Below are 24,366 nucleotides of genomic sequence, written 5' to 3'. Positions count from 1 at the left end.
TATCACTTATAATTTGGTCTGCTTTTCGTTATTTGATTCTAACGAATTAATATCTTTGTATTGCTGATTCTGTATTAGTTTTGGATCATCAGGATGAACAGAATCTTTAAAATCTTTAATTGCACCACCCAAATCTTTTCCTAGGTTTTTTAGCTTTGAAGTGCCAAATAATAAAATAACGATAACGGCAAATAATAGAATATGCCAAATTGATAAACCCATGCTAAAACTCCTGAATAATATATAATAAAGACTATTAATATCACGACATCGTCTGTTTTCTAAATCATATTAATATCGATCAATATTCGATTTAATTATGCGGTATGATCCAGTAGATGAAGTGCTTGATTACGAAAATTGAATAAGCTTTCACTGTCTTTATGTCTTGGATGGGCTAAAGGAATAGGTATAATTTCCTTGATTTTCCCTGGTCGAGCTGACATCACAATCACACGATCTCCAAGATAGACTGCTTCTTCAATATCGTGCGTCACAAGAATCATGGTGATTTTTTCATGTTGCCAGATACGTTGCAGTTCAGCCTGTAAATGACTCCGCGTCATGGCATCCAATGCACCAAATGGCTCATCTAGAAGTAAAATATCAGGTTTATTGACCAAGCCACGTGCAATGGCAACCCGCTGCGCCATACCGCCAGACAATTCGTGAGGGTAGGCATTCTCGAATCCAGTAAGTCCAACAATTTCGATATGCTCTTTCACACGTGCATTTTTTTCTGAACGGCTTAACCCCGTTTCTTCCAGCGCTAAATGGATGTTTTCGGAAACGGTGAGCCAAGGCAGTAAGCGATGCTCCTGAAAAATTAAGCCTCGTTTTAAATCTGTTCCTTGGATCGGAATTTTATTGAGTAAAATTTCACCTTGATAGTCTGGGTCTAGTCCTGCAATCAGACGAAGTAACGTCGATTTTCCACAACCACTGCTGCCGACAATCGAGATAAATTCGCCTTGCTCAATGTCGAGATGAATACCGTCTAAAACCGTTAAGGTGTTCTGATCACGTTGAAATGATTTATTGAGTTTTTTAATCGAGAGTAAAGGAAAAGACATGTTGAAATCCTGATTGTATTTTTAAATTAGAGGCTACTAAGCTCGCCATTGCAGCACACGTTTTGAAATGAAGTGGATAGATGTGGTCATCACAATACCACTGATCGTGACGGTCATTGCGCACACCAGTAGGATGTCCATTTCGGCATTAATTTCAGCTTTCATCATGAGATTGCCCAAGCCAGCGCCTGCATTGAATAGCAACTCACTTGCGGTGGTGGTGATCCAGGTAAAAGGGACCGCTAAATTTAACCCCGTTAAAATATGTGGCAAGGCTTGTGGCAAACGGATTCTTTTAAATTCACGCCAAAATGAAAACTGATACATTCGTGCGACTTCACTGTATTTTTCATCATAGTGGCTAAGTCCTTGAAAGGTATTAATAACCAAGGGGAAAAAAGAAGCCAGTGCAATAATAAAGATCTTGGCTTCTTCACCATTGCCAAACCATAAAGCAATTAATGGCGTTAAACCGAGGAGTGGAACTTGTCGGATACTGTTAAACAGTGGAGAAACCAGCGCATTAAAAACTTTTGAATAGGCGAGTAAGACGCCTAAAATTAGTCCAGCTGTTGAACCAAATAAAAAGCCTAATCCCGCTTTCTTCAGACTACCCCATGTATTCACCCACAATTCCCCTGTTTCTAGTAGTTGAAGAGAAGCAGAATAAATATTCTGTAAAGGGACAAAGGCATAGGCATGACTAGAGCCTAGTTCTGAGTTGTACTGCCATAAAACCAGTAATAGCACAGGAAGTACGAGACCTTGTAATAGGACCACAGGCTGTTGTAATGCACCTTTCAAAGTCAGTGATAGTGACGACATTATTTCCCCCTTGAACTGAGCGCAGGTGATATAAAGCGTTGTTCGACCAACCGTAAAAGTTTATCGAGGCTAAAACCAATCATACCTGTGATAAATACCCCGACCATCACCACATCCAGACGAAGCATTTGCCGTCCTAGTTCCATCATCTGACCAATACCAGTACCTGCTGCAAGTAATTCAACGGCTACTAAAATCAACCATGCTCGGCCTAATGCGATTCGCAGTCCACTGATCAAGGGTGGTAATGTTGAGGGAATGACGATGTACCTCAGCCACGCTCGTGTTTTAAGTTTGTAGATTTGACTGAGTTCAATATAGTGTTTAGGAATATTTTTCACTGCATCTGCTGTTGCCAAAGCAATTGGGAAAAAACAGGCTTTGATAATGAGTAAAATTTTAAACAGTTCGCCAATCCCAAAAACGAGAATAAAAATAGGAATAAGGACAAAGATCGGAATCTGGTAAAGGAGGTTGAATAAGATATAAGTGTAATTACGGAATGTGGTGATTGAACCATAGGCAATTCCAAAAGCAATGGCACTGAGTGCTGCAATAGAAAATCCAAAAAACAATCGGGAAAGACTATCCTTTAAGTGCAGCTGTAACTCACCACTCTGCAATAAACCAATAAATGTATTCCAGACCGTTGTGGGTGGCACCAAAATTTGAGTTGGGAAAATTTGCAGCGAGCAAATAAATTGCCAAGTAAGTACAGCCAATAAGGGGGAAATCAGCGAGAGCAGCCCATACCACTGCTCAGCAGAAATCCTCCTCCATAATGGCGATCTATTCACAACGATATTCTTTTCAAGAGAAGGATTTACAAGCGTTTTCATCGCTTAGTCTCCCTGTTTATTCTGCTGATCGTTTGTATGTAAATTTTGAATTGCTTGATCGGCAAATTTTGGATTTAACAGTTCATCTGCTTTGATAGGCGTTTGAATCAACTGGTTTTTCACAGCATGATCAATGACTTTGGCATAGTGTTGTTTAAGGAAATCAACGTTGTATTCAGGAGACCAATCCTGTTGCCATGTACTTGCACTATTCTGGCTTTCACGTTGAATCACAGTTAAAGGTTGACCAAACTTGGTTTGACTTTGCTGAAATTCATCTTGGTGTTGGGATATCCAGTTCATTGCTCTCACTGTTGCGTCAGCAAGTAACTGAGTGGTCTCTGGGTGTTGTTCAAGATAGTTTTTACGTCCCCATAATTCTGCACGCATTTTCCAGTCAGCAGGCAAAGATTGAGATGACCAGATAATTTTACCGAGATGGCGGTCTTGTAAAGTCAGCGCATCACTTAAAGTAAAAAATGCATCCACACTTTTGGCAGATAAAGCTGCTGCACCTGCCTGAGGGTTTAGGTTAATAATTTGAAAGTCTTTGAGGTTTAAACCTTTGCTTTGTATCAGTTGACCAAAATTGATTTCCCAAGGACGGCCACGATGTAAAGCAATTTTTTTACCTTTTAAGTCCTCAATACTTTTTACCTGTGAATCAGGTGGCACAATCAGATAGACATTATTACCAATCCCCCCAGGCACTACAATTTGTGTTCTTACCCCAGTTGCATTCAGTACCACAGCCGGTAGGTTGCCATAAAAAGCAAAATCAATTTTATTGTTCAGGAAACTTTCATTCACTAAAGTCGCTACAGCTGCAGTGGTCACTGGCTCCCATTTCAATTCAATATGTTGTTGCTTTAAGGCCTTGAGAAAAATAGGGTCTTGAGAGATGAGTTGTGGTACGCCAATAAAGTCCAGACTACCTGATGTTCCATTTGCTACGACAGCAATACGCAACTGTTGCTGAGTGGGTTTATTCTCAGATGCTTGTTGGTTTTGTTTTGCATCGCAAGCGACGAGTCCTAAAAGACTCAAACTTAAAAATAAGCTAGGAAGAATACGCATATCGTCATAGGAATTAAAAAATATAGAGGAATAGAGCAAGAACCAAGCCAAAATAATTAATATATAAAAATCAATTGTTTATTATTTTTTATTCGGATTATTGTTGTTGAATCAGCCATGTATGCTGTGAAACAGACATTTAAATGTGGAGAAGTGTTGAAATTTCAACACTACGTTTTGGTATGTTTTTATAAAGTTTAAATAAAACAATAATATATGTCAAAAATTTATCGAATAAAAAACGGCATGATTTCTGCTCATGACATAGCTAACGAACACGATGTCGTGAAATGTTTAATTATTGAGAACTATTATGTCAGTTGAGTTTTTATGGAGAATTCCTGTTCATGGGGATGGTCGTCGAGCACATCAGTTACATACCCGTGGTGAATGGAATCAGTTAAATCCAGCAATTCAATCTCCACAACGCGTAGCACCACAACATGAAGATCAGTTGTTTGCCTACTATGATTATGTACAACAAGTGGCAAAAGCGGCTGATATTGTTGGCTTTCATGGCGCATTGATTCCCGCTTTTCCTCATACGGAAGAGCCTTGGGTATTGGCTTCAGCATTAGCAAGGGAAACCAAACGACTTCGACTGTTGATTGCGATTCAGCCGTGGTTTATTCATCCAGCCTATGCCAGTCAAATGGCTGCCAGTTTACAGCGTTTAAGTCAGGGGCGAGTCGAGTGGAATGTCATTTCAGGTGGAGGCGGTGCGCAGCAACGTGCTTACGGTGATTTTATTGAACATGACCAGCGCTATGCACGGACCAACGAGTTTTTGGAGTTTGTAAAAGGTTATTCACATCATGCGCCATTTGACTATGATGGCAAGTTTTTTCATGTTGAGCAGGGTGGGTTGAGATCCCCAATGAATCAATATGATGTCCCTCGTTTATGGTTGGCTGGTGCGAGTGATGCCGCCTTACACGTCGCAGGACGTCATGCTGATATTCACTTAACTTGGGGTGAACCTGTTCAGCAGCAGAAAAAAGTCATTGAACAGGCGCAAGCGTTTTTTGAACAAAACTCGCCTGATCGGAAAGTTAAATTTGGTATGCGTATTGATATACTGGCACGGCCTACACAAGAGCAAGCTTTTCAGGAGCTTAAACAGATGTATGAAACCATTGCTGTTGATGGTCATGCCTTTGAACGAAAAGATACTGAGTCGGTTGGTGCAAAACGTCAGCAGGCTTTGGTGCAGGGCAATCGTTTCGAAGACTTATTTGTAAGTCCGAACGTTTGGGCGGGGATGTCCAATGTACGTGGCGGACCAAACTGTATTTTAGTGGGTAGCTATGAACAGGTTGCAGAGCGTTTGCAAGAATATATTGATATTGGTGTTGGTCATTTCATTTTAGCCAGTAACCCTCATTTGGAAGAAGCCTATCGGGTAGCAGAAGAGGTCTTACCACTGGTTGGATATAAATTAAAATAATAAATTTAGATCCCTTTGAGATATCAAAGGGATCTTGTTGTTTGAACAGCATAACACTGTCTGAAAACCAACATATTGAATATAGAATAATTAAAAAATACTGATTAAGAATATAAAAATCAAATACTTGTTATTTTGGCATGACTTGTGCAATTTTTTATTCAATATTTTATTTTTCGTTTAAAACCCTATGAGTGAACTAATATTTAACTCGCATAAACGGGCGTTGCTATTTGAACAATATGCACCTGAAGCTAGTTCAAACAACATAGCAGATCCGTTTACACGGCATACCTTGGCGCTGAGCCAACCATCACTACCTCGCTTGAATAAGGTGTTGATTGCGATTATTGCAGTTACTTCTGCGCATTTAGGAATTTGGTATATCGCAAAACACTTGCCTACACCTACTTTGGACATTCATAAGCCAGAACCGGTGGTGATTGAAATTGTAAAACCTGAACAACCCCCCAAAGTAATTGAACCCAAAATTCCTCCTGTCACAGAGAAACCTAAAATTCCACCGGTTGTGGAAAAGCCAAAACCAATCGTTAAACAGGTTGAACAACCCAAACCTGTACAGAAAGCGGTAGAGCAACCTAAACCAGTCGCAAAAGCAGTCACTCAACCTACGCCACAACAAGTGGAAGAGGCTGTTGTGACCAAAGAGGTGGCTCCTGCACCTGTTCAGAAAGTGGTTGAACCTGTGAAGTCGGTCGATGACAACTTACCTGTGACAGAAGCGAAAGGATATGCTGGTTATCTGAGCAATCCTGCACCCGAATATCCAGAACAGGCACTCGAACGTGGTTGGGAGGGTTCCGTGATTTTAAGGGTCAAAGTATTAGCAAATGGTAGCCCTGATACGGTCAGTGTCAAGCAAAGTAGTGGCAAAAAACTTTTAGATAGCGCTGCTGTAAGAACAGTAAAGCAATGGAAATTTTCACCCGCTTTAAAAGGTAAAACCCCTGTAGAAGGTTGGGTCGATGTTCCAATTCATTATCAATTACCGAAATAAATTTAATTTTATAGATTAAGAGGATATTTACATGACTGACATTAATTCATTGATCCATGACGGCACTATCTGGTTATTGGTTGCTTTCTCAATTGTGACTTGGGCACTGGTTGTCATCAAAATCGTTCAGACCCAAAGAGCATCAAAACAAGATAAACGTTTCGTAGAGGCGTTTTGGAAAGCAAAAAATTTATCTGACGCCGTAACTCAATCTGAATCGGGTCAAGGACCAGCAGCACGTGTTGCAAATGCGGGTTTTAAAACACTGATAGAAGCAGATGAAAAAACACACCATGACTTGCAAAACAGTTGGAGCCGTCAGGACTTATTGGAACGTCATTTACGCAAACAAATTCTAGCTGAACGTCGTCAATTGGAGAAAGGTTCAGCACTATTGGCATCTATTGGTAACAATGCACCCTTTATTGGTTTGTTTGGCACCGTATTCGGAATCATTCATGCATTACAGGCGATTGCCCATTCTGGTAATGCAAGTATGGATGTCGTTGCTGGACCGATTGGTGAGGCATTGATTGCAACAGGAATTGGTATCGCTGTTGCTGTACCTGCAGTGTTAGCCTATAACTACTTTGTACGTAAAGTTAAAGCGATTGGTGCAGACTTAGATGATTTTGCAACAGATTTTGTCAGTTTAAATCAAAAGGCTGGTTTTCAATTACCGACTGCCAAAACCAAAAATACCGCAGAGAGTACGATTCTGAATGATGCTTCAACAAAAGAAGTGAAAGAGAAAGGAGTATTCGCATAATGGCAATTTCTACTTCTCAAGATGATGACGTGGTGAGTGAAATCAACATTACACCGTTGGTGGATGTGATGTTGGTTTTGCTGATTGTCTTTATCGTCACAGCACCTTTGCTGACCAATACGGTGAAAGTCAATTTACCTAAGGCCGCACCGACTCAATCCACTGATCAGAATAAAGCTGTCGTGATTAGTGTTAATCCACAGGGTGAGATATTTTTGGATAAGGACAAAGTGTCACTTGCAAGTTTTGAACAAGAAATCCAGTCACGCAAGAATAGCAACCCGAAGCTGGCTTTGAACCTGAATGCGGATGAAACTGTTCCTTATGGGACAGTGGCAAAATTATTGGCAAGTATTGAACGAGTTGGCGTAGATAAATTATCGGTGATCACTGTTCCTCAATAATCCCAGCCACATCTTAAATAGCTGCTTCGGCAGCTTTTTTAATTTATTCTGGCAGAATAAAAATCCCCTCATAAAGAGGGGAGAAACAAAGTTAAACGAATGTACTTAAGCCTTCCATAATTTCTCAAAACGCCACGTTGGAAAAATAGTATGTTCTGGGGCTAAGCCTCCAATATTTTTTGTGGCTGCATCAATGGTATGGCTAAATCCCCAGATCAGCATTCCACCACGTTCATGTTGAATTTTCTGTGCTTGGGTCAAATACACTTTTCGCTTTGCTAAATCTGGTTCGGCAAGCGCCTTATAAAACAACTCACTATATTCAGGATCTTTAAAATTGATTTTATGGGTGGTTGAAATCGGTGCATCATTGACAACAGCAGTAGATAAATAGGGTGTACCGACATTGGTGGCGTTACTCGACAATTGCCATTTATTGCGGTCTGGTCCATTAAATGTTGCAGCATCAACTTGTTTGACCCGTATATTTACATTGGCATGTTTTGCTTGTTCTGCAAAGATCAGTGCAGGCTGAGCGCTCCCAGCAGGTGCAACAAGTTCAACACTTAAACCATCTTTAAAACCAGCTTGTGCCAATAATTTTTTTGCTTCCTCGATATTTTGTTGACGTTGGGGTAGGTTAAGAAAAGCAGGGTCCTGTGGTGAGTAGAGATCATTGGCAATACGTCCCTGACCATTTAACCCACGTTGTACAAGCTCCTCACGATTGGCAATTAAACGAAATGCCTGACGGACTTTAGGATCATTAAAAGGGGCTTGTTGCGTATTAAAGTCAAAACCATTATGGGTATTGGTTTCAGAACGAATGGTTTGGATGTGTTTCGCCTGCTCCAGAATTTTAATGTATTCAGGTGAAATGGCATTGGCGACATCAATTTGCCCTGCCAATAAGGCATTTAAACGCGAGACTTGATCTTTAAAATCAATCACCTCAAAACTGTCTGCATAAGGTTGATCCGCTTTAAAATAGTTTTCAAAACGGGTAAACACAGAACGTTGACCAGGGATAAACTGTTTGACTTTATAAGGGCCTGCACCGACTGGATTGTGGATTGGATCAAAGTCGGTAGGGACGATTCCACCAAAATTCACCCAAGTTTCAGGTAGTGCAACGAAACCAGCAATTGAATTGATAAAAGGAATACGAACGGTATATTCATCTAATTTTTGAATGTGATCCCGATCAATCCATTGCACCAGATTTCGAAACGGCGAAGCAAGCTTTGGGTCAGTTAAACGTTTTACTGAGAAAATCACATCATCAGCAGTCATCGTTTTACCGTGATGGAATTCTAGACCTTTACGTAGACGAATGGTCCATTCACTCGCATTATGATTGGGTTCAGCAAATTCAGCCAAGGCAAGACGTGGCAGCATATTTTCATCCCATTCCCATAGCTTGTTATATATGGCAAAACCTCGGGTAATTCCTGCGCTTGAAGTAGACAGATGTGGATCTAAACTGCCAGATTGTTGTCCACCAATTAGACCCAATCGAATCGTTCCACCATGTTTGGGAGTGAGAGAAGATGGGCTTTGTACGTCAGTACCCGTTTGTGGTGATTGATCGCAGCCAGACAAGCTCCCTATTAAAGAAACGCCACCTACTGCGCTAAGACTTTGTGCTAAAAATTTTCGACGTGACAATAGAATTGATCGGTTTGTCATTATAAATACTCATATTGGATAGTCATCTTTATGGACTTGCAGAATAAATGCCAATAATTTATTTATATTTATCAGCATCTTAATTTATTGTGGTTTTTTTTTACTGTCTTTATTTCAACAAATCTGTTGAAAAAATAAACATTTATAAAGCTGATATCTAAATATATAAAAATTAAAAACTATTAAATCAATATCTTGGGTGTTGTTTGGAGGCAGTTTAATGATTGGCATAGGCCTTGCGTAATGTACTGTAAATTTACTTTACTGAGTATGATATGAAGCAGCCTTTTCAATTAAAACCTTTAGTGATTGCCTTAGCCTTTTTGGGGGCATCTTTACCCATACATGTGTTTGCCGAAGAAACCCAAAAAACATCGGCAGATACTGAAAGTGATGTGATTACTTTGGCAGATGTCGTGGTGACTGGTGCAAATAAAAAACAAACTGTTGTTCCCAAACGTAAAGTGACTTCAATCTATGGAACGGATAGCTCAGTATTAGACACACCTCGTGTGGTGTCCCAAGTATCGGAACAACAATTTCGTGAAGATGTGATCCGTAGTGCAGATGATCTGGTTAAATATGCGCCAAGTATTACCCGAGGCGGGGGACAAAATGCCAATTTCGCACCGCAGATACGGGGGCAAAATTCAGAGGTCTTTCAAGATAGCCAACGAATTTATAGTACCCGTCATCCGACTAATCTCAATGCCTATGAAGCGGCAGATATTGTGGCAGGGCCGACGGGAGTGATTTTTGCGCCTACTTCGGGTTCAGGTGGATATATTAATTATCTCACTAAAAAACCTAATTTTAATAAAGCAGAAACAACGATTTCTGGTTCAGTTGGTTCAATTTATGCAGGAAAAGGTACAGAACCTAATTTTTCTGTCAGTATTGATCATACCGCCCCGATCTCTAAAGAACTTGCATTTCGTGTCAGTGCAACAGCCCAAAAAACCGATGATTATTATGACAATGTGAAAAATAATTTTAATGCATTCTATGGTGCATTGGCTTGGCGTCCAGATGATAGTTTACGTGTTGACTGGAATATAAGTTATGACGATTATTATGATTTTAACGTGACGCATGGTTGGAATAGGGCAACACAACAATCTGTTGATAGCCGCCAGTATTACAAAGGCAGAGCGACGCCAATTATTCAAAATGGTTCAGCTTTCTGGTCACCTGTATTTGAATCTGGAGTAGCGAATTCGAAAGTAATTGGTTGGCAGAATCGACAAAAGAATGATAAGAACCAATATATTGCTGTAGGTCCAGTTCAAACAACACCATTACCGAATGCAACAGCAGATCAGGCTGGAACGATTCGAGGTTGGGTCTATGATCCATCTATACCCGGGAATGGATTGGTCAAACTAGACGATAATATTTCTGGTCGAAGCGAAGATAAAAATAGTGCCACACGATTCAGCACCCAATTAAAATTAGTTAAAGATTTGAATACACATTGGTCTGTTTCTAATAGTACGCTTTATCAAAACAGTAAGGATTTAGGTGATTCGGTTGGAAGTTTCTTTACTGATCTGGAACATGAGTTATTTGATAATCGCCTAGAATTCCTCGCAGATTATGATTTCGAGTTGTTTGGCCTGAAAGTGAATAATAAAAGCAGTACAGGAGGCGCTTATCGCCGTGAGGAGTTTACTTCTTTAGCGGCAAATAATAGTTTTAATATTAATCCTTATGATCTGACCAATGATCCTTCTCAAAAAAATCCAGGTGATTTACTGGGGTTGGTCAATAATGGCAGTTCAACAGGAGGCTGGATTGGACAGGCCGGTGTTCCTCAATATTCTCAATACTTTGGTTATTTAAATTTGCCAAGAATGTATCCAGTCGGCCATGGTTTATATGCTGAAAAAGGGGGGTTCCCTCCCAATGGTGGTGGTGCTGTTTATACAGGAACGGGGTCTTGGGATACGTGGAGTGTGTTTACTCAGCAGAACTTTACGTTTAATGATGTGTTTGGCATTAATCTTGGGATTAATCATAGTTCAATCAAAGCCAAACTGGAAAACCCGTTGGTGTTAGTGCCGACAGATGTCCGTTCAGATCGCAATACATATAGTTTGCTCAGTTATCAAGCCAGTACATTTATCAAGCCAACAGCAAAAAGTACCCTGTATTTTACCTATGATAAGAGCACTGCACTCAACACCGGTGTTTTTGGCCCATTTCTAATTTGGGGGGCAGGCAATCAACTGAATCCTTTGGCTTTTGACAGTCAAAGTGAATTAAAAGAATTAGGAATTAAATATGAGCCGATCATCGATCAACTCTTCCTCACATTAAGCGGATTTGAGCAGAAGCGAGATTTATCACCGGATACTAATGGCAATATGGCACGCTTTGAAGTGAAAGGGATTGAATCTTCATTACGCTGGCAGCTCCAAAAAAATATTGCGATAGGCGGTAACTTAACCTATTTGAATGCTGAATATAGCTCAATTATTCCAGCAGGTTTTTCTCCCTTTGGCTTCCATGCAGACAATGCAACTGTCTGGGGGGACAGTAATGGGTTAAACCAGCGTAAAGCAGGTCGTTATGATGCGGCGGGCATTCCGAAATACTCTGCCAGTGCTTATGTGGATTATCAACATCAATCAGGCTTTGGTGTAAATCTTTCAGGCTGGTGGACCAGTAACTGGTATACCAATTTAAGCCAGACGGTTAAAGTTCCAAATAACTATAATTTAGATCTGGGATTATATTATCGACAACCCCAATGGACTGTGGGCTTAAATATTTTGAATCTAACCAATGAACGTAATTTTGTGAATGGTTTAGCTGGTGCAAACAGTGAATTCTTACAGCCAATGCGTCCACTCACGGTGCAGGGACAATTTAGTTATAAATTTTAAATACATGAAATATTTTTAATTCTTAATAGCCATACAGTTGTATGGCTATTTTTTTTGTTTCATTTTTCCAAAATAAACAATGTTGGAATAACAACAACAGCACAGGAGAAAATGTTTATCTATCAGCAAAATTGAATCATAAGTTTTACTTTTGTTTTCTAAGATATTGAAATTTATAAAATAAATTAAGTGGCATGGAAGTTGCGACTATAACAATAGATTTATTTAAATGGAGTCAGCATGTTTAAGGTCACAAAAATTAGGCAGAGTATTTTAACTGCGATGTGGGGGGTAACAGCGAGTGTTTCAACACTGGCTTTGGCAAATGAAGAGATCGATACAGGTATTACAGCTGAGCAACAAGCACAGGTGGTCAATGCAAAAGATGTCAAAAAGTTAAGTGACGTAATTGTAACAGCACAATATCGAGCACAAAATATTCAAAAAGTTCCAACCGCGATTACGGCTGTTTCTGGTAAAGATTTGGCTGCCAAGGGCTCAACCTTTATTGGTGATGTTTTAACGTATACACCGAATGCAGCAGCGGAAAATCCAGATGGTGATAGCCGACCACGTTGGTATATCCGTGGTTTAGGTACAGGGGATGTTGCTGCATCGACGGTATTTCCTGTTGGAATCTATGCTGATGGTGTGTATTTGAATGCACCCGTTGCAGGTGCAGGAGACTTATTCGATCTAGAGCGTATCGAGGTTTTACGTGGGCCACAGGGCACGCTCTACGGTAAAAATACCACAGCAGGTGCGGTTAATTATATTTCCAAAAGACCAACTTTCTCAGAAAAACCAAATGGCTACGCAACGATAGGTGTAGGTGATCATAATCTACGTACCTTTGAAGGTGCAGCGAATGGCAAAGTCTCAGACAATATTGCGGTTCGAGGTGCTTTTTATTCTGAAGATCGTGATGGTTATGCAAAAAATTTAGCGAATGGCGAAGATTATGGTGATGTTGATAAGAAATCTTTCCGTTTCCAGATTTTAGGTAAAGTGAATGAGCAATGGAATGCATTAGTTAATTTACATAGCCAAACCTACAATGGTTTAGGAAATAATGGTGCGCTCAGCGTTGGGAAATACTGGGGCGTTTATGAAAGACCAGAGGGACGTAATACCAATTTAGACTTAGATGAAAGTAATAAAATTCAGCATGACGGTGCTTCATTCACTTTAAATGGAGATTTGGGAGGAGGCCATAGCTTTACCTCCATCACTGCTTTTGACAAGACCACACAAAAGTCGATTTCAGATGGTGATTACACACCTTATGATGTTGCGAGAAGTTATAGCGATAATGAATGGCGTCAATATAGCCAAGAGTTTCGAGTTTCATCCGATGCGGACAAACGTTTAAGCTGGATTGCAGGATTACATTATTTTAACGAAGATTTAGATTCTACGGGTGTGAGTGCACGGGTCAAGAAAACTTTGCCAAATGGTGCTGCAGCACAGACGGCATCAACTCCTGCATTTAGAGACATTACTTATAACCAAGCCACACAAAGTTTTGCTGTATTTGGAAATAGTACCTATAAATTTACAGATAAATTTAAGGTGACGGGTGGATTACGTTGGACCAGTGAAGAAAAAGATATTGATCTGGATCTGACTCAAATCACCACAGGTGACTATACCCAAGGTAGTTGGTGGAAAAAAGATGGGTATAGCAATGCGGTCTATAACCCAACTGCAAATGCCAATGGTTCAACCAGCCGAAAGAAAACATGGAATGAATTGACCTATGATATTACCCCAGAATATGAAATCACGCCTGATTTAAATAGCTATTTCAGATTTGCACGTGGTTTTCGTTCTGGTGGTTTTAATACAGGTTTATCCAGTAGCTTAACCCAACTTGCAGATGTTAACCCTGAATATTTAAACAGTTACGAGCTCGGTTTGAAATCGAACTTATTGGATGGGGATTTAGTCGCAAATGCCAATATTTTCTATTATGACTATAAAGATATTCAAACCAATTTATTAGTTGCAACAGAGGGGCAAGGGGGCGGTGTTACTTCAGTTTTAGCCAATGGGCCAAAAGCAGAAGTGAAAGGTGCAGAGTTAGAGCTGGATTATTTAGCCACTGAAAATCTACGTTTACGTTTTGCCGGTGCTTATTTAGATAGTGAATACACTGACTTTGTTGACAAGAACCCGGTAACTAATGTGGTCAATGCTGACAATACCGGTAATCGTCTGGTCCGTTCACCTAAATATACCGTCGGTATTGGCGGTGAATATACTTTCAACTTAAATGATGGTGCTCGTATCGTTGTGGGTACTGACGCAAGCTATCGCGACCGTGAATACTTCTTGGTGAATCGCCAAGACGATTCGGTTGATCCAATCCTCAGCCAAAAAGCCTATACCTTATGGAATGCCAATATTGGTTATCACAGCGCAAATAATAAATACCAAGTTAATACCTATGTGAAGAATTTACTGAATGAAGAATATCAGGTACATGGTCGTCCAAATGGTCCAGCAGGACAATATGTTTTAACTTACGGAAACCCACGTCAGGTTGGTGTTTCTCTAACTGCAAGATTTTAAATGATAAGGATAAATATGATGGGAATTGAATTTTTTACTCGCCTACCTTTACATGGTGAAGCTGAATTTCTGGCTGGAGATCCTCGAAATCGTGGGGATTGGGCAAGGGTATCTGGCGTGGAAAATACGGGAGCGACATCTAACTATCAAGTCGGGGATGACTTTACTTATATTGACTATTTAGCACAGGTGGCGCGCGCAGCAGAAATCAATGGTTTCGCAGGTGCTTTGATGGTCAATGCACCAACAGGAGAGGAGCCTTGGACGGTGTGTTCGCTATTGGCGAGAGAAACCAAGCGACTGAATTTTGTGACTGCATTCCAGCCTTATCACTTTAGTCCATATAACGCCGTACAAAGTGCAGCAACCTACCAACGTGCAACAGGTAACCGTCTGGTGTGGAATATCATTAATGGAGGTTCTGAATTCATTCAGCGTCAAGTTGGCGACGTTACGCCTCATGATGACCGTTATATTCGTGCCGCAGAATTTTTAGATGTGGTGAAAGGATATTGGCACAATGAATCATTCCATTACCAAGGCAAATATTATTCTGCTGAGGGTGGCGGACTGAAATATCCGCTCAACAAGGCTGAGTTACCGATTATTTGTACTGCAGGTTCTTCTGAAGCCGCACGTGAGTTTGGCGCAAAGCACGCAGATTATTATTTAATGCGTGCTGAAAAACCAAGTGAGATTGCTGCATTGATTGCGGATGTACGTCAACGTGCTGCGAAGTATGGTCGAGACAACATCAAGTTTGGTCTATCCATTGATACAATTGCTCGCCGTACAGAACAGGAAGCTTTGGCAGAGGCGCAACGTTATTTAGATGAAGCAGCAGAGAAGCAACGCTTGCATGCTTCAGCTGCTCATGCAGGACTCAGATCAGCACGGGTACTCAGTTTTGAAAAAGAATATGCGGATAAAGATGGCAGCAAAAATGTGAATGATTTCTTCATTCATCCCAATGTTTGGTCTGGCTTTGGCTACATTGGTATCCCTCCAGGTGTTGCTTTGGTGGGTAGCTATCAACAGATAGTTGAACGCATCAAGGAATATAACAGTATTGGAATCGACTTGTTCTTCCTTGCCGGTTATCCGCATTTAGAAGAAGCTTATCGCTTGGGTGAACATGTTCTGCCACATTTTAAAAACCAACGTCAGGCATTACAGCGTATACCAGAAGAATCAAAGTATCGTATTGCCTAGAATCATTCTCAATCCTATTCAACCAAGACTTTAACTAGAAGTCTTGGTTTGTTCTATATAAGTCAAAATATTAATTTTTCTAAAGGCCAAGTCATGTCATATTCAAAGGATAAACCACTTAACATTGTCGCGGTTTCAGGTGGGCTTAACAGCCCCTCAAAAACTGAAAGTTTGATTCAAACGATCTTGGATGAATTAGCGCAAGCAATAGAAATAAATGTGAGATTTGTAAAACTCAGTGAGATTGGTCCTTTATTGGGTGGTGCAATTTATCGGAGTCAATTACCCAAGCAAGTACAGGATGATTTGGCTGCTATTGAAGCCGCTGATGCCTTAATTGTGGGCACACCAGTATATCGTGCTTCTTTTACGGGGTTGTTTAAACATTTATTTGATTTTGTTGAGCAGACCGCTTTAGTGGATGTCCCCGTATTACTGGCAGCATCAGGTGGGAGTGACCGACATGCTTTGGTACTTGAGCACCAACTTCGTCCTTTGTTCAGCTTTTTTCAGGCACAGACTTTGCCTATCGGTGTTTATGCAACAGACCGAGACTTTACGCCTGAATATACAGTCAAGAGTGAAGCCTTGAATGACCGTATTTTGCTTGCCGTTGCTCGAGCGTTACCAATTTTGCAATGGGCACCAGCGAAAGGATTACGTGAGCAAAAGGTCAAAGCTAAATCAGAACAGGCCAATCGAGACTTGAGTATCAATAAACAAGTTGAACAAGATTCTATATTACCCTCTATTGAGGTGCCTGATTTAGAAGTTGCGGAAGCAAGACTACACCATAAAACGACTGTAGCCGTATAGCGTATTAAATTTTATATAGTGTAATTGAAACAAGACAAGAGGATACATATATCCTCTTATGTTATTGAGTTAAAATTTAAGCTATTGAAAAATATATAAAATAGTGTGGGTGAATATCGAGTAAATTGCAACGCCTGTAACAATCAAATTTAACAAAACAGGATACTCTTGACCTGGTCGAACTGATCTCACCTGAATGTCATGTTCATAATCATAGCCCTTGTGAAATCCCTATGTATAAATGAAAAGAGAAAAGCTGTATTGAGATATCAGAAAGTTTTAGATCAGCTGCCGAGTGTAGTTAAGACATTGTCAGCTTTTAGGTCAGAGAAAAAGAATGGGTTTGAAGTGTGATTTTGATTGTGCTCGTGGGGCGAAAATAGAATCCAAAAAAGCAAAACCACCCCTGTCTATATAATTTTCATGAATTCAATAAAGTAGAAAGTATCTATATTTTGGTCTGTGATGTATAAAAAATTTAATTTTCACATTTTATTCACATCGGTATCTATTAAGCTAAAAAAAATGATAAACGTAAAGAGGTTATTTATGCAGCTTGGCAAGCCAACAGTGATTTTTCCTGCTTTGATCGCTTCTTTCGGTTTTCTTGGTTCTTTTGCATCGCATGCAGAACCCCAGACTCTTAGAGCAGTAGATAAGATTGAAGTAAATAAGTATGTCGGTAAGTGGTATGAAATAGCACATTTCCCAATGTATTTTCAGCGAAAATGTGTGAGTAATACTACAGCCAACTATTCAATCAACGCTGATCAAACTATTGCGGTCATTAACAGTTGCCGTACCAAAGCAGGTGAAACGATCCGTTCTGAAGGTGTTGCTTATCCACAAAATGCAGGGAATAGTATGCTAAAAGTTAGCTTCTTGCCTTCTGGATTACGATGGATTCCGTTCACCAAAGGAGATTACTGGGTTCTAAGAGTTGATTCTAATTACCGTGTCGCATTGGTCGGAGGCCCATCTCATAAGTACCTGTGGATATTATCAAGAGATCCGAATTTGGATGCGGCAACGTATCAATCGTATGTGCAAACTGCACGGGATTATGGATATGATGTGTCTAAGCTGGTTCGCACGCCACAGAAAAAATAAATGGAAATCGTTGGGCAGGTTTAATTTTTTAGTTCAACTAAATTTGCAATAACATTTACATATTAGACGTGCGAAATCTATAGATTGTGTGTGTAGAATCGGGTAATTAACATCTAGCATTGATTGAGGCGTTTTTGATACGATCGTGTTTAAAACATGGTTCATTCAAGTACTTAAATTTTTAGTTGGATCACTAAAAGATATATCATCCTTCTCTAAGATTGTATGTCTATCTCAAAACGCCTATTGATGCAAAATTTTATCCATAAAACTATTCAGGTGAAATCTTTAAGGGGGACGACTGAACTATACTAAATATTAATTAAAATTAACTATAAATTTTTGTTTTTTAATAGTTTTGAATTAAAATTTAAGTTCGTGTTATGGGGTTCACATAAATTTCATATCCAGCTCTCTAAAATGAAAATTATAAAAATAGGTAGGTCGGGAAGAATCAATGCTTAAATTTTTTCTGGGATGGATAGATAGTTGGTCAAATACAGATAGGCTTGGATCAAATCCAGTTGATGGCCCTGAAAGTACCAAAGATACTCAAATCCAATGGTTGAGAATTATTCCATTTATCTTATTGCACCTTGCTTGTTTGGCTGTTTTTTGGGTAGGAGTTTCATGGTTTGCGATTATTTTTATGGTCATATTTTATGTGATCAGAATGTTTGCAATTACTGCTTTTTTTCATCGTTATTTATCCCATAAAACATTTCAAACCTCACGTCCTATACAATTTATATTCCTGCTTTTAGGAACAATGAGTGCACAACGCGGTCCACTTTGGTGGGCAGCACATCATAGAAATCATCATCGCTTTACCGACACTGAGCAAGATCCTCATTCATCTATACATGGTTTTTGGTACAGCCATATTGGATGGTTTTTAAATGCACAGAATTTTTCGACGCGCAAAAATCTCATCAAGGACTGGTTAAAGTTTCCTGAAATCATTTGGTTAGATCGCTTTAGCTTACCCATTGTTTTAATGACCGCTTTTGCTATCTATCTATTGGGCGAGTGGCTCGCTGTTGCTCATCCGAATTTAGGCACTTCTGGACTGCAATTATTGGTCTGGGGATTTGTTATTTCAACTGTGTTATTGATTCATGCGACTTTATGTATTAACTCACTTGCCCATTTATATGGCAGCAGAGATTTTGATACTCCAGATAGTAGTCGTAACAATCTTCTTCTATCAATTATAACGCTAGGTGAGGGATGGCATAACAATCATCATTATTATGCAGGTAGTACTCGACAAGGATTTTTCTGGTGGCAAATCGATATCACCTATTATGTGTTAAAAGCAATGTCTTGGTTGGGCTTGATTTGGGCAATAAAACCTGTGCCACAACGTATTTATGCTGCTTATAAAAACCAAAAACAAAATCTTAAAATCAACGTAATCAAAATTCAAACGAAGGAGTCTTCATGAACATTGCAATCGTTGGCTCTGGTATCTCTGGAATGTATGCAGCTTGGAAACTCTCAAAAAAGCATAATGTTACTATTTTTGAAAAAGAAAATTATTTTGGTGGGCATACAGATACCCATGAGTTTAGGATTGATCAAAAGAACCTAAGCATAGACAGCGGTTTTATTGTTTTCAATGCGTATAACTATCCTCTCTTTAGTGCCATGATTGCCGAGTTAGGGGTGCAGGCGCAAAGCAGTGACATGAGTTTTTCCGTGAATAACCAAGTGACAGGACTTCAATATAATCCTTCAAAAAAATGGTCCTTATTGGTTAGACCACAAAATTTTTTAAATAAGAAATTTCGATTGATGCTGTCAGATTTACTTCGTTTTTATAAAGAAAATAAAGATATTTCTGTCGAAGAAAGTAATCCTGAATTAACCATTGACCAGTATTTAAATCTTCATGGGTATTCACAAGTATTTAGAGACGAGCACCTCTATCCAATGTGTGGTGCGCTTTGGTCAAGCCCTGTTGATCAAGTGGGGAATATTCCCTACAAGTTTGTGATCAGTTTTTTTCAGCACCATCGTATGTTGCAATTAAAAGATCGACCGCAGTGGCAAACAGTTAAAGGTGGTTCAATATCCTACATCTACGCAATTCAGCGCCACTGTCCAACAATTGTCTGGAAAAAAAACCAAGTAAAGCAAGTGATCAGAAGTCATGATCATATTTCCATTGTAACAGCACAGGCAGAAGAGCGATTTGATTGGGTCATTTTTGCAAGTCATGCCGATGATACATTAAAACTTTTGAGTGAGCCTTCCGAGACAGAGCGTGAAGTCTTAGGTTGTTTTGATTATCAAGATAATCGTATGGTGGTACATAGTGATACAGCAATTATGCCGAAATCCCGATCACAGTGGGCGAGCTGGCATGTTCATGTGACTCCTCAGCCTCAAACTGAACAACAGACCTTGGCTGAAAATGTTCATTTTGGCTTTACTTACTGGATGAACAGCTTGCAAAACTTGAACTGTAAAACACAGGTTTTTTCTACACTTAATCCCAATACACCGATAGCCAAAGATAAGATTTATATTGAAAGACATTATCGACATCCCGTATTTAATAAAAATGCGCTTGAGGCCCAATCCCGTTGGCATGAATTAAATGGTAAACATTGCAGTTCATTTTGTGGTGCGTATTGGGGGTGGGGATTTCACGAAGATGGGGCAAGGAGTGCCGAACGTGTAGTAGAACATTTAATGACTATGGCTGATGAATAGGGGCGTTGAATATGTTGCAAACTCCACTTGCTATCGCAAAAGCTAAAATTAGACATCGTCGATTTATCCCCAAGGCTCATCAATTTGAAGCAACCTTAAGCTATTTATATTTTGATCCAGATCAGATCACAAAGAAACTCCGTCATTCATGGTTGTGTTCAACAGCACACTGGAATATTTTAAAGCTAGACGAAAATGATTTTTTGAAGGGCTATACTGGGAATTTAAGGCAAAGAATAAAAAAAATCTTATTGCAACAAGTAGATGTGGTCTTACCGATACAATCAGCAATTCGTGTCTTGGCTTTACCAAGAATGCTTGGTTTCAGTTTTAATTCTGTGGTGTTTTATTTCATTTTTAATGCTCAGCAACAGCTTGTTTTTATCTTGACAGAGATCACCAACACCCCTTGGAAAGAACGTAAAGTTTATGTGCATGATTGTCGTGAGAGGTTAGAAGCGCATTCTGGCTATCATGGTGCAGAGTTCGAATTTCAAAAAAGTTTTCATGTTTCTCCATTTATGCCGATGGATATTCAGTACAAATGGCGCTTTAACTTTTCTGATATTCAAAACGTGATTCATATGCAGCTTTATCAAACACAAAAATTAATTTTTGATGCAACGATGCTTTTTGAATTGGAAAATATCACAGTTCCTTCACAGCTTGATCGTTATGCTGTTCATTATGTTTTTGAACCTTTCAAAATGCTCGCTTCGATATATGTACAAGCGTTTTATTTATGGCGAAAGAAAGTTCCATTTTATCGGCACCCTAAAAAAGATAAGGATTTAAAACAAGATGATAAAAACGCTTATTTTCGGTGAAAATGATTCACTGCCATTGGTTTTACGGAGCTTGCTCAAACTTCGTCATGGTCAAATCCATTTCCGTGGTGAATGGAATGGTACGGTCGGTGAAATTTCTGATTTAGAAGTAACGATAGACGTATATGATAAAGCCCTGATGAACCTGATTTTTAAAAATGGTGTGCTTGGGGCTGCAGAAGGTTATATTCACGGATATTGGAGTAGTAACAATCTGGTTGAATTGATCCAAATTTTGGCTAGAAATCGCCATGTTCTCGATCAAATCAATCAAAATATACTTTCCCAAGCAAGCCAACTGATTTTAAAAGCGTGGTATAAAACACGTAAAAATTCATTATCAGGCAGCCGTAAAAACATTGCAGAGCATTATGATCTTAGCAATGATTTTTTCAAACTCTTTCTTGACTCTTCCATGATGTATTCTAGTGCAGTTTATAAGAAAACACACATGACATTAGAGCAAGCATCTGATTATAAAAAAGAATTGATCTGTGAAAAATTACAGTTGAAACCCATGGACCATGTCGTTGAAATCGGAAGCGGCTGGGGTGGTTTTGCGATTTATGCAGCCCAGCATTATGGCTGTAAAGTGACCACAATTACGATTTCACAAGCTCAATATGATGAAGCAAATAAACGTATTGCGGCGGCAGGCCTAAGCCATCGTGTACAGGTTGAACTCAAAGATTACCGTTTATTGGAAGGGAAATTCGACAAACTGGTTTCCATCGAAATGATCGAAGCTGTGGGAGAACAATATTTATCAACTTACTTTAATCAATGTAGATCCTTACTCAAGCCAACTGGTTTGGGATTGATTCAGGCCATTACGATTGAAGATGCACGCTATAAAAAAGCATTAAGTACAGTGGATTATATCAAGCGCTATATTTTTCCGGGTAGCTTTATTCCATGTATTAGTGTGCTGACTCAAGCCGCATCTGAACAGAAGCTGCGTTTAAAACATCTTGAAGATATTGGGCTTAGCTATGCCGAAACGCTTCATCAATGGCGTGAACGTTTTTTAAATGCCAAGGCAGAAGTATTGGCATTGGGTTTTGATGAACAATTTATTCGAATGTGGGATTTCTATCTTTGCTACTGCGAAGGTGGCTTTAAAGAAGGTGTGATTAGTAATGTACAGCTTTTATTCGAAGCAAGCCCTTATTCACCATAAAGTTATTTGATACATCAAGGAGACAGTCATGTTGTGGCAATTGTTTGTACTTGATGTTGTCGTGATGACAGTTTGCTGGTTATGGACAACATATAACCGCCGTGCAGGCATTGTTGATGTGGCATGGAGTTTTTGTATTTTTCTGAATATTGTCATTACTGCTTGGTGTGTAGATGTCGCGCCGGATAATGTCAGATGGTTTATAGCCATTCTGAGTTCTATCTGGTTTTTACGATTGAGTGTGCATTTATTTCGCCGTTATGTGGCCGAGCACGAAGAAGATCGTCGCTATGCCAACATGCGTTTAGCGATGGGAAAATATCAACATCTTGGTTTTTTAGTTTTTTTTATGTTTCAGGCTGGTTTAGCAATTTTATTCAGTATTCCCATGTGGAGCCTGTTAAATGTGCCAAGTACGGTTTGGAATAACCAAAGTAATGGTCTTCTCATGATTGCAGGCATGATTATGGTAATTGCATTTATGGGTGAAGTAGTTGCGGATCAGCAATTATACCGCTTTAAGCAAAATCCACAGAATCATGGAAAGACCATGGATCGGGGACTATGGAAATATTCACGTCATCCAAACTATTTTTTTGAATGGATCCATTGGTTTGCCTATCCAGTAATCGGGTTGGCAGCAGGACTATATAGCCTCTGGATTTATCCTGTTTTGATGTGGTTCTTTTTGTATTACATCACGGGAATTCCGTTTAGTGAACAACAGGCATTAAAAAATCGAGGTCAAAATTATCTCGATTATCAAAAACGAACTTCGATGTTTATTCCATGGAAACCCAAACAGTAGGTGCGCGTATGGACTTTATTATTCAGCAATCTTTGAAACTCGTTGAGAGCGGTTTAGTACCCGATCAAGCAATTCGGGCGGCGATTCGAGCGTTAAGTAAAAAGTGTTTGATTCAGGAAGGTCGCTATGATCCCGAACAGGGTGCTCAACGCTATATGGATGTACTCAATATGTTGAAGCAGAGTGAAATTGCGATTGAAACTGACAAAGCCAATGAGCAGCATTATGAATTGCCAACCGCTTTCTTTCAGGCCGTTTTAGGCAAACGATTAAAATACAGTGCCTGCTTTTTTGCTGACGATATAACCCAATTAAATGAGGCAGAAGAACTAACACTGCAAATATACTGTGAGCGGGCGCAACTACATGATGGTCAGAATATTTTGGAACTGGGCTGTGGTTGGGGATCTTTTACCTTATGGATGGCAGAGCATTATCCGAACGCCAAGATTACTGCTGTTTCTAACTCCGCAACGCAACGCCAACATATTTTAGCTGAAGCGGAAAAACGTGGTCTGGAAAATATTAAGGTGATTACTTGTGATGTCAATATTCTCGAATTAAAAGAAAACTCGTTTGATCGTGTTGTTTCTGTAGAAATGTTTGAGCATGTTAGAAACTATGAAAAATTATTTCAGAAAATTCAATTATGGCTCAAACCCAATGGATTGTTATGGTGTCATATTTTTTGTCATCGCTTCTTACATTATCCATTTGAAATAAAAAGTGAATATGATTGGATGTCACGCTACTTCTTTACGGGTGGATTGATGCCTGCAACATCAACTTTTTTGCACTTTCAAACACATCTGGAGTTATCACAGCATTGGCAGTGGTCAGGCACACACTACGAAAAAACAGCAAATGCCTGGCTTGAAAACATGGATCGTAACGCTGAACAACTCAAACCACTTTTCGAGCAGGTATATACACAGGATGCCGATGCTTGGTGGCAACGTTGGCGTATCTTTTTTATGGCTTGCGCGGAATTGTTTGGATTTGAACAAGGACAAGAATGGGTCGTTGGTCACTTCCTGTTCAAACAGAAAACCGTATAATTAAAATGAGAATCGAGCAGTAGATAGGCGT

The 24,366-nt window shown here is 39.5% G+C and carries 21 protein-coding genes; 15 read left to right on the top strand and 6 right to left on the bottom strand.

Annotated elements, in window-relative coordinates:
* Window positions 1–6: 6 nt before the first annotated feature.
* From F895_RS15690 to F895_RS15710, 5 genes are all read right to left on the bottom strand, one after another.
* Window positions 7–222, bottom strand: a complete 216-nt coding sequence (locus F895_RS15690; protein WP_005239096.1) for a Sec-independent protein translocase subunit TatA — start codon at window positions 220–222, stop codon at window positions 7–9.
* Window positions 223–317: 95 nt separating this feature from the next.
* Window positions 318–1,073 carry an ABC transporter ATP-binding protein gene (locus F895_RS15695; RefSeq protein ID WP_005239095.1) on the bottom strand — a complete coding sequence of 252 codons (756 nt, stop codon included), beginning with the start codon at window positions 1,071–1,073 and terminating at the stop codon, window positions 318–320.
* Between the two features lie 36 nt (window positions 1,074–1,109).
* Window positions 1,110–1,898 (bottom strand): ABC transporter permease, encoded by a 789-nt coding sequence (locus F895_RS15700; RefSeq protein WP_005239094.1) that lies wholly within the window; start codon window positions 1,896–1,898, stop codon window positions 1,110–1,112.
* Window positions 1,898–2,737: an ABC transporter permease gene (locus F895_RS15705; RefSeq protein WP_005239093.1), complete on the bottom strand. Its 840-nt coding sequence runs from the start codon at window positions 2,735–2,737 to the stop codon at window positions 1,898–1,900. The genes F895_RS15700 and F895_RS15705 overlap by 1 nt, the downstream gene beginning before the upstream one ends.
* A 3-nt stretch (window positions 2,738–2,740) precedes the next feature.
* Window positions 2,741–3,814, bottom strand: coding sequence for an ABC transporter substrate-binding protein (locus F895_RS15710; protein ID WP_005239092.1), 1,074 nt, complete (start codon window positions 3,812–3,814; stop codon window positions 2,741–2,743).
* 313 nt (window positions 3,815–4,127) lie between these two features.
* On the opposite strand from F895_RS15710, the gene F895_RS15715 reads away from it, so the two are divergent.
* The 4 genes from F895_RS15715 (at window position 4,128) to F895_RS15730 (ending at window position 7,452) form a co-directional block, all read left to right on the top strand.
* On the top strand, window positions 4,128–5,261 hold the full coding sequence (locus F895_RS15715) for an LLM class flavin-dependent oxidoreductase (RefSeq protein WP_005239091.1): 1,134 nt from the start codon (window positions 4,128–4,130) through the stop codon (window positions 5,259–5,261).
* A gap of 190 nt (window positions 5,262–5,451) precedes the next feature.
* A complete protein-coding gene (locus F895_RS15720) occupies window positions 5,452–6,279 on the top strand; it encodes an energy transducer TonB (protein WP_005239090.1) in 828 nt (275 codons plus the stop codon).
* A gap of 31 nt (window positions 6,280–6,310) precedes the next feature.
* A complete protein-coding gene (locus tag F895_RS15725; protein WP_005239089.1) occupies window positions 6,311–7,048 on the top strand; it encodes a MotA/TolQ/ExbB proton channel family protein in 738 nt (245 codons plus the stop codon).
* On the top strand, window positions 7,048–7,452 hold the full coding sequence (locus F895_RS15730; protein ID WP_004655022.1) for an ExbD/TolR family protein: 405 nt from the start codon (window positions 7,048–7,050) through the stop codon (window positions 7,450–7,452). The genes F895_RS15725 and F895_RS15730 overlap by 1 nt, the downstream gene beginning before the upstream one ends.
* Window positions 7,453–7,557: 105 nt before the next feature.
* Here F895_RS15730 and F895_RS15735 read toward each other — a convergent pair whose 3' ends face one another.
* Window positions 7,558–9,141 (bottom strand): ABC transporter substrate-binding protein, encoded by a 1,584-nt coding sequence (locus tag F895_RS15735; protein ID WP_005239087.1) that lies wholly within the window; start codon window positions 9,139–9,141, stop codon window positions 7,558–7,560.
* Window positions 9,142–9,416: 275 nt separating this feature from the next.
* Between F895_RS15735 and F895_RS15740 the strand changes: the two genes are divergently transcribed.
* The 11 genes from F895_RS15740 (at window position 9,417) to F895_RS15790 (ending at window position 24,335) form a co-directional block, all read left to right on the top strand.
* Complete coding sequence (locus tag F895_RS15740) at window positions 9,417–12,029, top strand: TonB-dependent receptor (RefSeq protein WP_005239085.1); 2,613 nt, start codon at window positions 9,417–9,419, stop codon at window positions 12,027–12,029.
* Between the two features lie 240 nt (window positions 12,030–12,269).
* On the top strand, window positions 12,270–14,603 hold the full coding sequence (locus F895_RS15745; RefSeq protein WP_005239083.1) for a TonB-dependent receptor: 2,334 nt from the start codon (window positions 12,270–12,272) through the stop codon (window positions 14,601–14,603).
* An 18-nt stretch (window positions 14,604–14,621) separates the two neighbouring features.
* Window positions 14,622–15,815 carry an LLM class flavin-dependent oxidoreductase gene (locus tag F895_RS15750; protein WP_010589920.1) on the top strand — a complete coding sequence of 398 codons (1,194 nt, stop codon included), beginning with the start codon at window positions 14,622–14,624 and terminating at the stop codon, window positions 15,813–15,815.
* A gap of 93 nt (window positions 15,816–15,908) precedes the next feature.
* Complete coding sequence (gene msuE / locus F895_RS15755; protein ID WP_005239079.1) at window positions 15,909–16,631, top strand: FMN reductase; 723 nt, start codon at window positions 15,909–15,911, stop codon at window positions 16,629–16,631.
* Between the two features lie 549 nt (window positions 16,632–17,180).
* The gene (locus F895_RS15760; RefSeq protein WP_005239078.1) at window positions 17,181–17,741 is read left to right on the top strand and encodes a lipocalin family protein; all 561 of its coding nucleotides are present in this window, start codon (window positions 17,181–17,183) and stop codon (window positions 17,739–17,741) included.
* A 457-nt stretch (window positions 17,742–18,198) separates the two neighbouring features.
* Window positions 18,199–19,188, top strand: coding sequence for an acyl-CoA desaturase (locus F895_RS15765; RefSeq protein WP_005239075.1), 990 nt, complete (start codon window positions 18,199–18,201; stop codon window positions 19,186–19,188).
* Window positions 19,185–20,462, top strand: a complete 1,278-nt coding sequence (locus F895_RS15770; protein WP_005239074.1) for an NAD(P)/FAD-dependent oxidoreductase — start codon at window positions 19,185–19,187, stop codon at window positions 20,460–20,462. Before F895_RS15765 ends, F895_RS15770 begins: the two co-directional genes overlap by 4 nt.
* A gap of 11 nt (window positions 20,463–20,473) precedes the next feature.
* On the top strand, window positions 20,474–21,289 hold the full coding sequence (locus F895_RS15775; protein WP_005239072.1) for a DUF1365 domain-containing protein: 816 nt from the start codon (window positions 20,474–20,476) through the stop codon (window positions 21,287–21,289).
* Window positions 21,264–22,469 (top strand): SAM-dependent methyltransferase, encoded by a 1,206-nt coding sequence (locus F895_RS15780; RefSeq protein WP_005239053.1) that lies wholly within the window; start codon window positions 21,264–21,266, stop codon window positions 22,467–22,469. The genes F895_RS15775 and F895_RS15780 overlap by 26 nt, the downstream gene beginning before the upstream one ends.
* A gap of 28 nt (window positions 22,470–22,497) precedes the next feature.
* Window positions 22,498–23,277 (top strand): DUF1295 domain-containing protein, encoded by a 780-nt coding sequence (locus F895_RS15785; protein WP_005239051.1) that lies wholly within the window; start codon window positions 22,498–22,500, stop codon window positions 23,275–23,277.
* Window positions 23,278–23,285: 8 nt separating this feature from the next.
* The gene (locus F895_RS15790) at window positions 23,286–24,335 is read left to right on the top strand and encodes an SAM-dependent methyltransferase (RefSeq protein WP_010589918.1); all 1,050 of its coding nucleotides are present in this window, start codon (window positions 23,286–23,288) and stop codon (window positions 24,333–24,335) included.
* Window positions 24,336–24,366: the final 31 nt, after the last annotated feature.

The sequence above is a fragment of the Acinetobacter sp. CIP 64.2 genome, assembly GCF_000369645.1.
In the GTDB taxonomy this organism is placed as follows: domain Bacteria; phylum Pseudomonadota; class Gammaproteobacteria; order Pseudomonadales; family Moraxellaceae; genus Acinetobacter.
This window is presented reverse-complemented; position numbering and strand designations above follow the sequence as displayed.

Coding starts and splice junctions, on each gene's coding strand:
- F895_RS15760 (WP_005239078.1), top strand. CDS start 17,181: ATGCAGCTTGGCAAGCCAACAGTGATTTTTCCTGCTTTGATCGCTTCT.
- F895_RS15770 (WP_005239074.1), top strand. CDS start 19,185: ATGAACATTGCAATCGTTGGCTCTGGTATCTCTGGAATGTATGCAGCT.
- F895_RS15765 (WP_005239075.1), top strand. CDS start 18,199: ATGCTTAAATTTTTTCTGGGATGGATAGATAGTTGGTCAAATACAGAT.
- F895_RS15745 (WP_005239083.1), top strand. CDS start 12,270: ATGTTTAAGGTCACAAAAATTAGGCAGAGTATTTTAACTGCGATGTGG.
- F895_RS15750 (WP_010589920.1), top strand. CDS start 14,622: ATGGGAATTGAATTTTTTACTCGCCTACCTTTACATGGTGAAGCTGAA.
- F895_RS15720 (WP_005239090.1), top strand. CDS start 5,452: ATGAGTGAACTAATATTTAACTCGCATAAACGGGCGTTGCTATTTGAA.
- F895_RS15695 (WP_005239095.1), bottom strand. CDS start 1,073: ATGTCTTTTCCTTTACTCTCGATTAAAAAACTCAATAAATCATTTCAA.
- F895_RS15705 (WP_005239093.1), bottom strand. CDS start 2,737: ATGAAAACGCTTGTAAATCCTTCTCTTGAAAAGAATATCGTTGTGAAT.
- F895_RS15715 (WP_005239091.1), top strand. CDS start 4,128: ATGTCAGTTGAGTTTTTATGGAGAATTCCTGTTCATGGGGATGGTCGT.
- F895_RS15735 (WP_005239087.1), bottom strand. CDS start 9,141: ATGACAAACCGATCAATTCTATTGTCACGTCGAAAATTTTTAGCACAA.
- F895_RS15700 (WP_005239094.1), bottom strand. CDS start 1,898: ATGTCGTCACTATCACTGACTTTGAAAGGTGCATTACAACAGCCTGTG.
- F895_RS15780 (WP_005239053.1), top strand. CDS start 21,264: ATGATAAAAACGCTTATTTTCGGTGAAAATGATTCACTGCCATTGGTT.
- F895_RS15785 (WP_005239051.1), top strand. CDS start 22,498: ATGTTGTGGCAATTGTTTGTACTTGATGTTGTCGTGATGACAGTTTGC.
- F895_RS15790 (WP_010589918.1), top strand. CDS start 23,286: ATGGACTTTATTATTCAGCAATCTTTGAAACTCGTTGAGAGCGGTTTA.
- F895_RS15710 (WP_005239092.1), bottom strand. CDS start 3,814: ATGCGTATTCTTCCTAGCTTATTTTTAAGTTTGAGTCTTTTAGGACTC.
- F895_RS15730 (WP_004655022.1), top strand. CDS start 7,048: ATGGCAATTTCTACTTCTCAAGATGATGACGTGGTGAGTGAAATCAAC.
- F895_RS15725 (WP_005239089.1), top strand. CDS start 6,311: ATGACTGACATTAATTCATTGATCCATGACGGCACTATCTGGTTATTG.
- F895_RS15740 (WP_005239085.1), top strand. CDS start 9,417: ATGAAGCAGCCTTTTCAATTAAAACCTTTAGTGATTGCCTTAGCCTTT.
- msuE (WP_005239079.1), top strand. CDS start 15,909: ATGTCATATTCAAAGGATAAACCACTTAACATTGTCGCGGTTTCAGGT.
- F895_RS15690 (WP_005239096.1), bottom strand. CDS start 222: ATGGGTTTATCAATTTGGCATATTCTATTATTTGCCGTTATCGTTATT.
- F895_RS15775 (WP_005239072.1), top strand. CDS start 20,474: ATGTTGCAAACTCCACTTGCTATCGCAAAAGCTAAAATTAGACATCGT.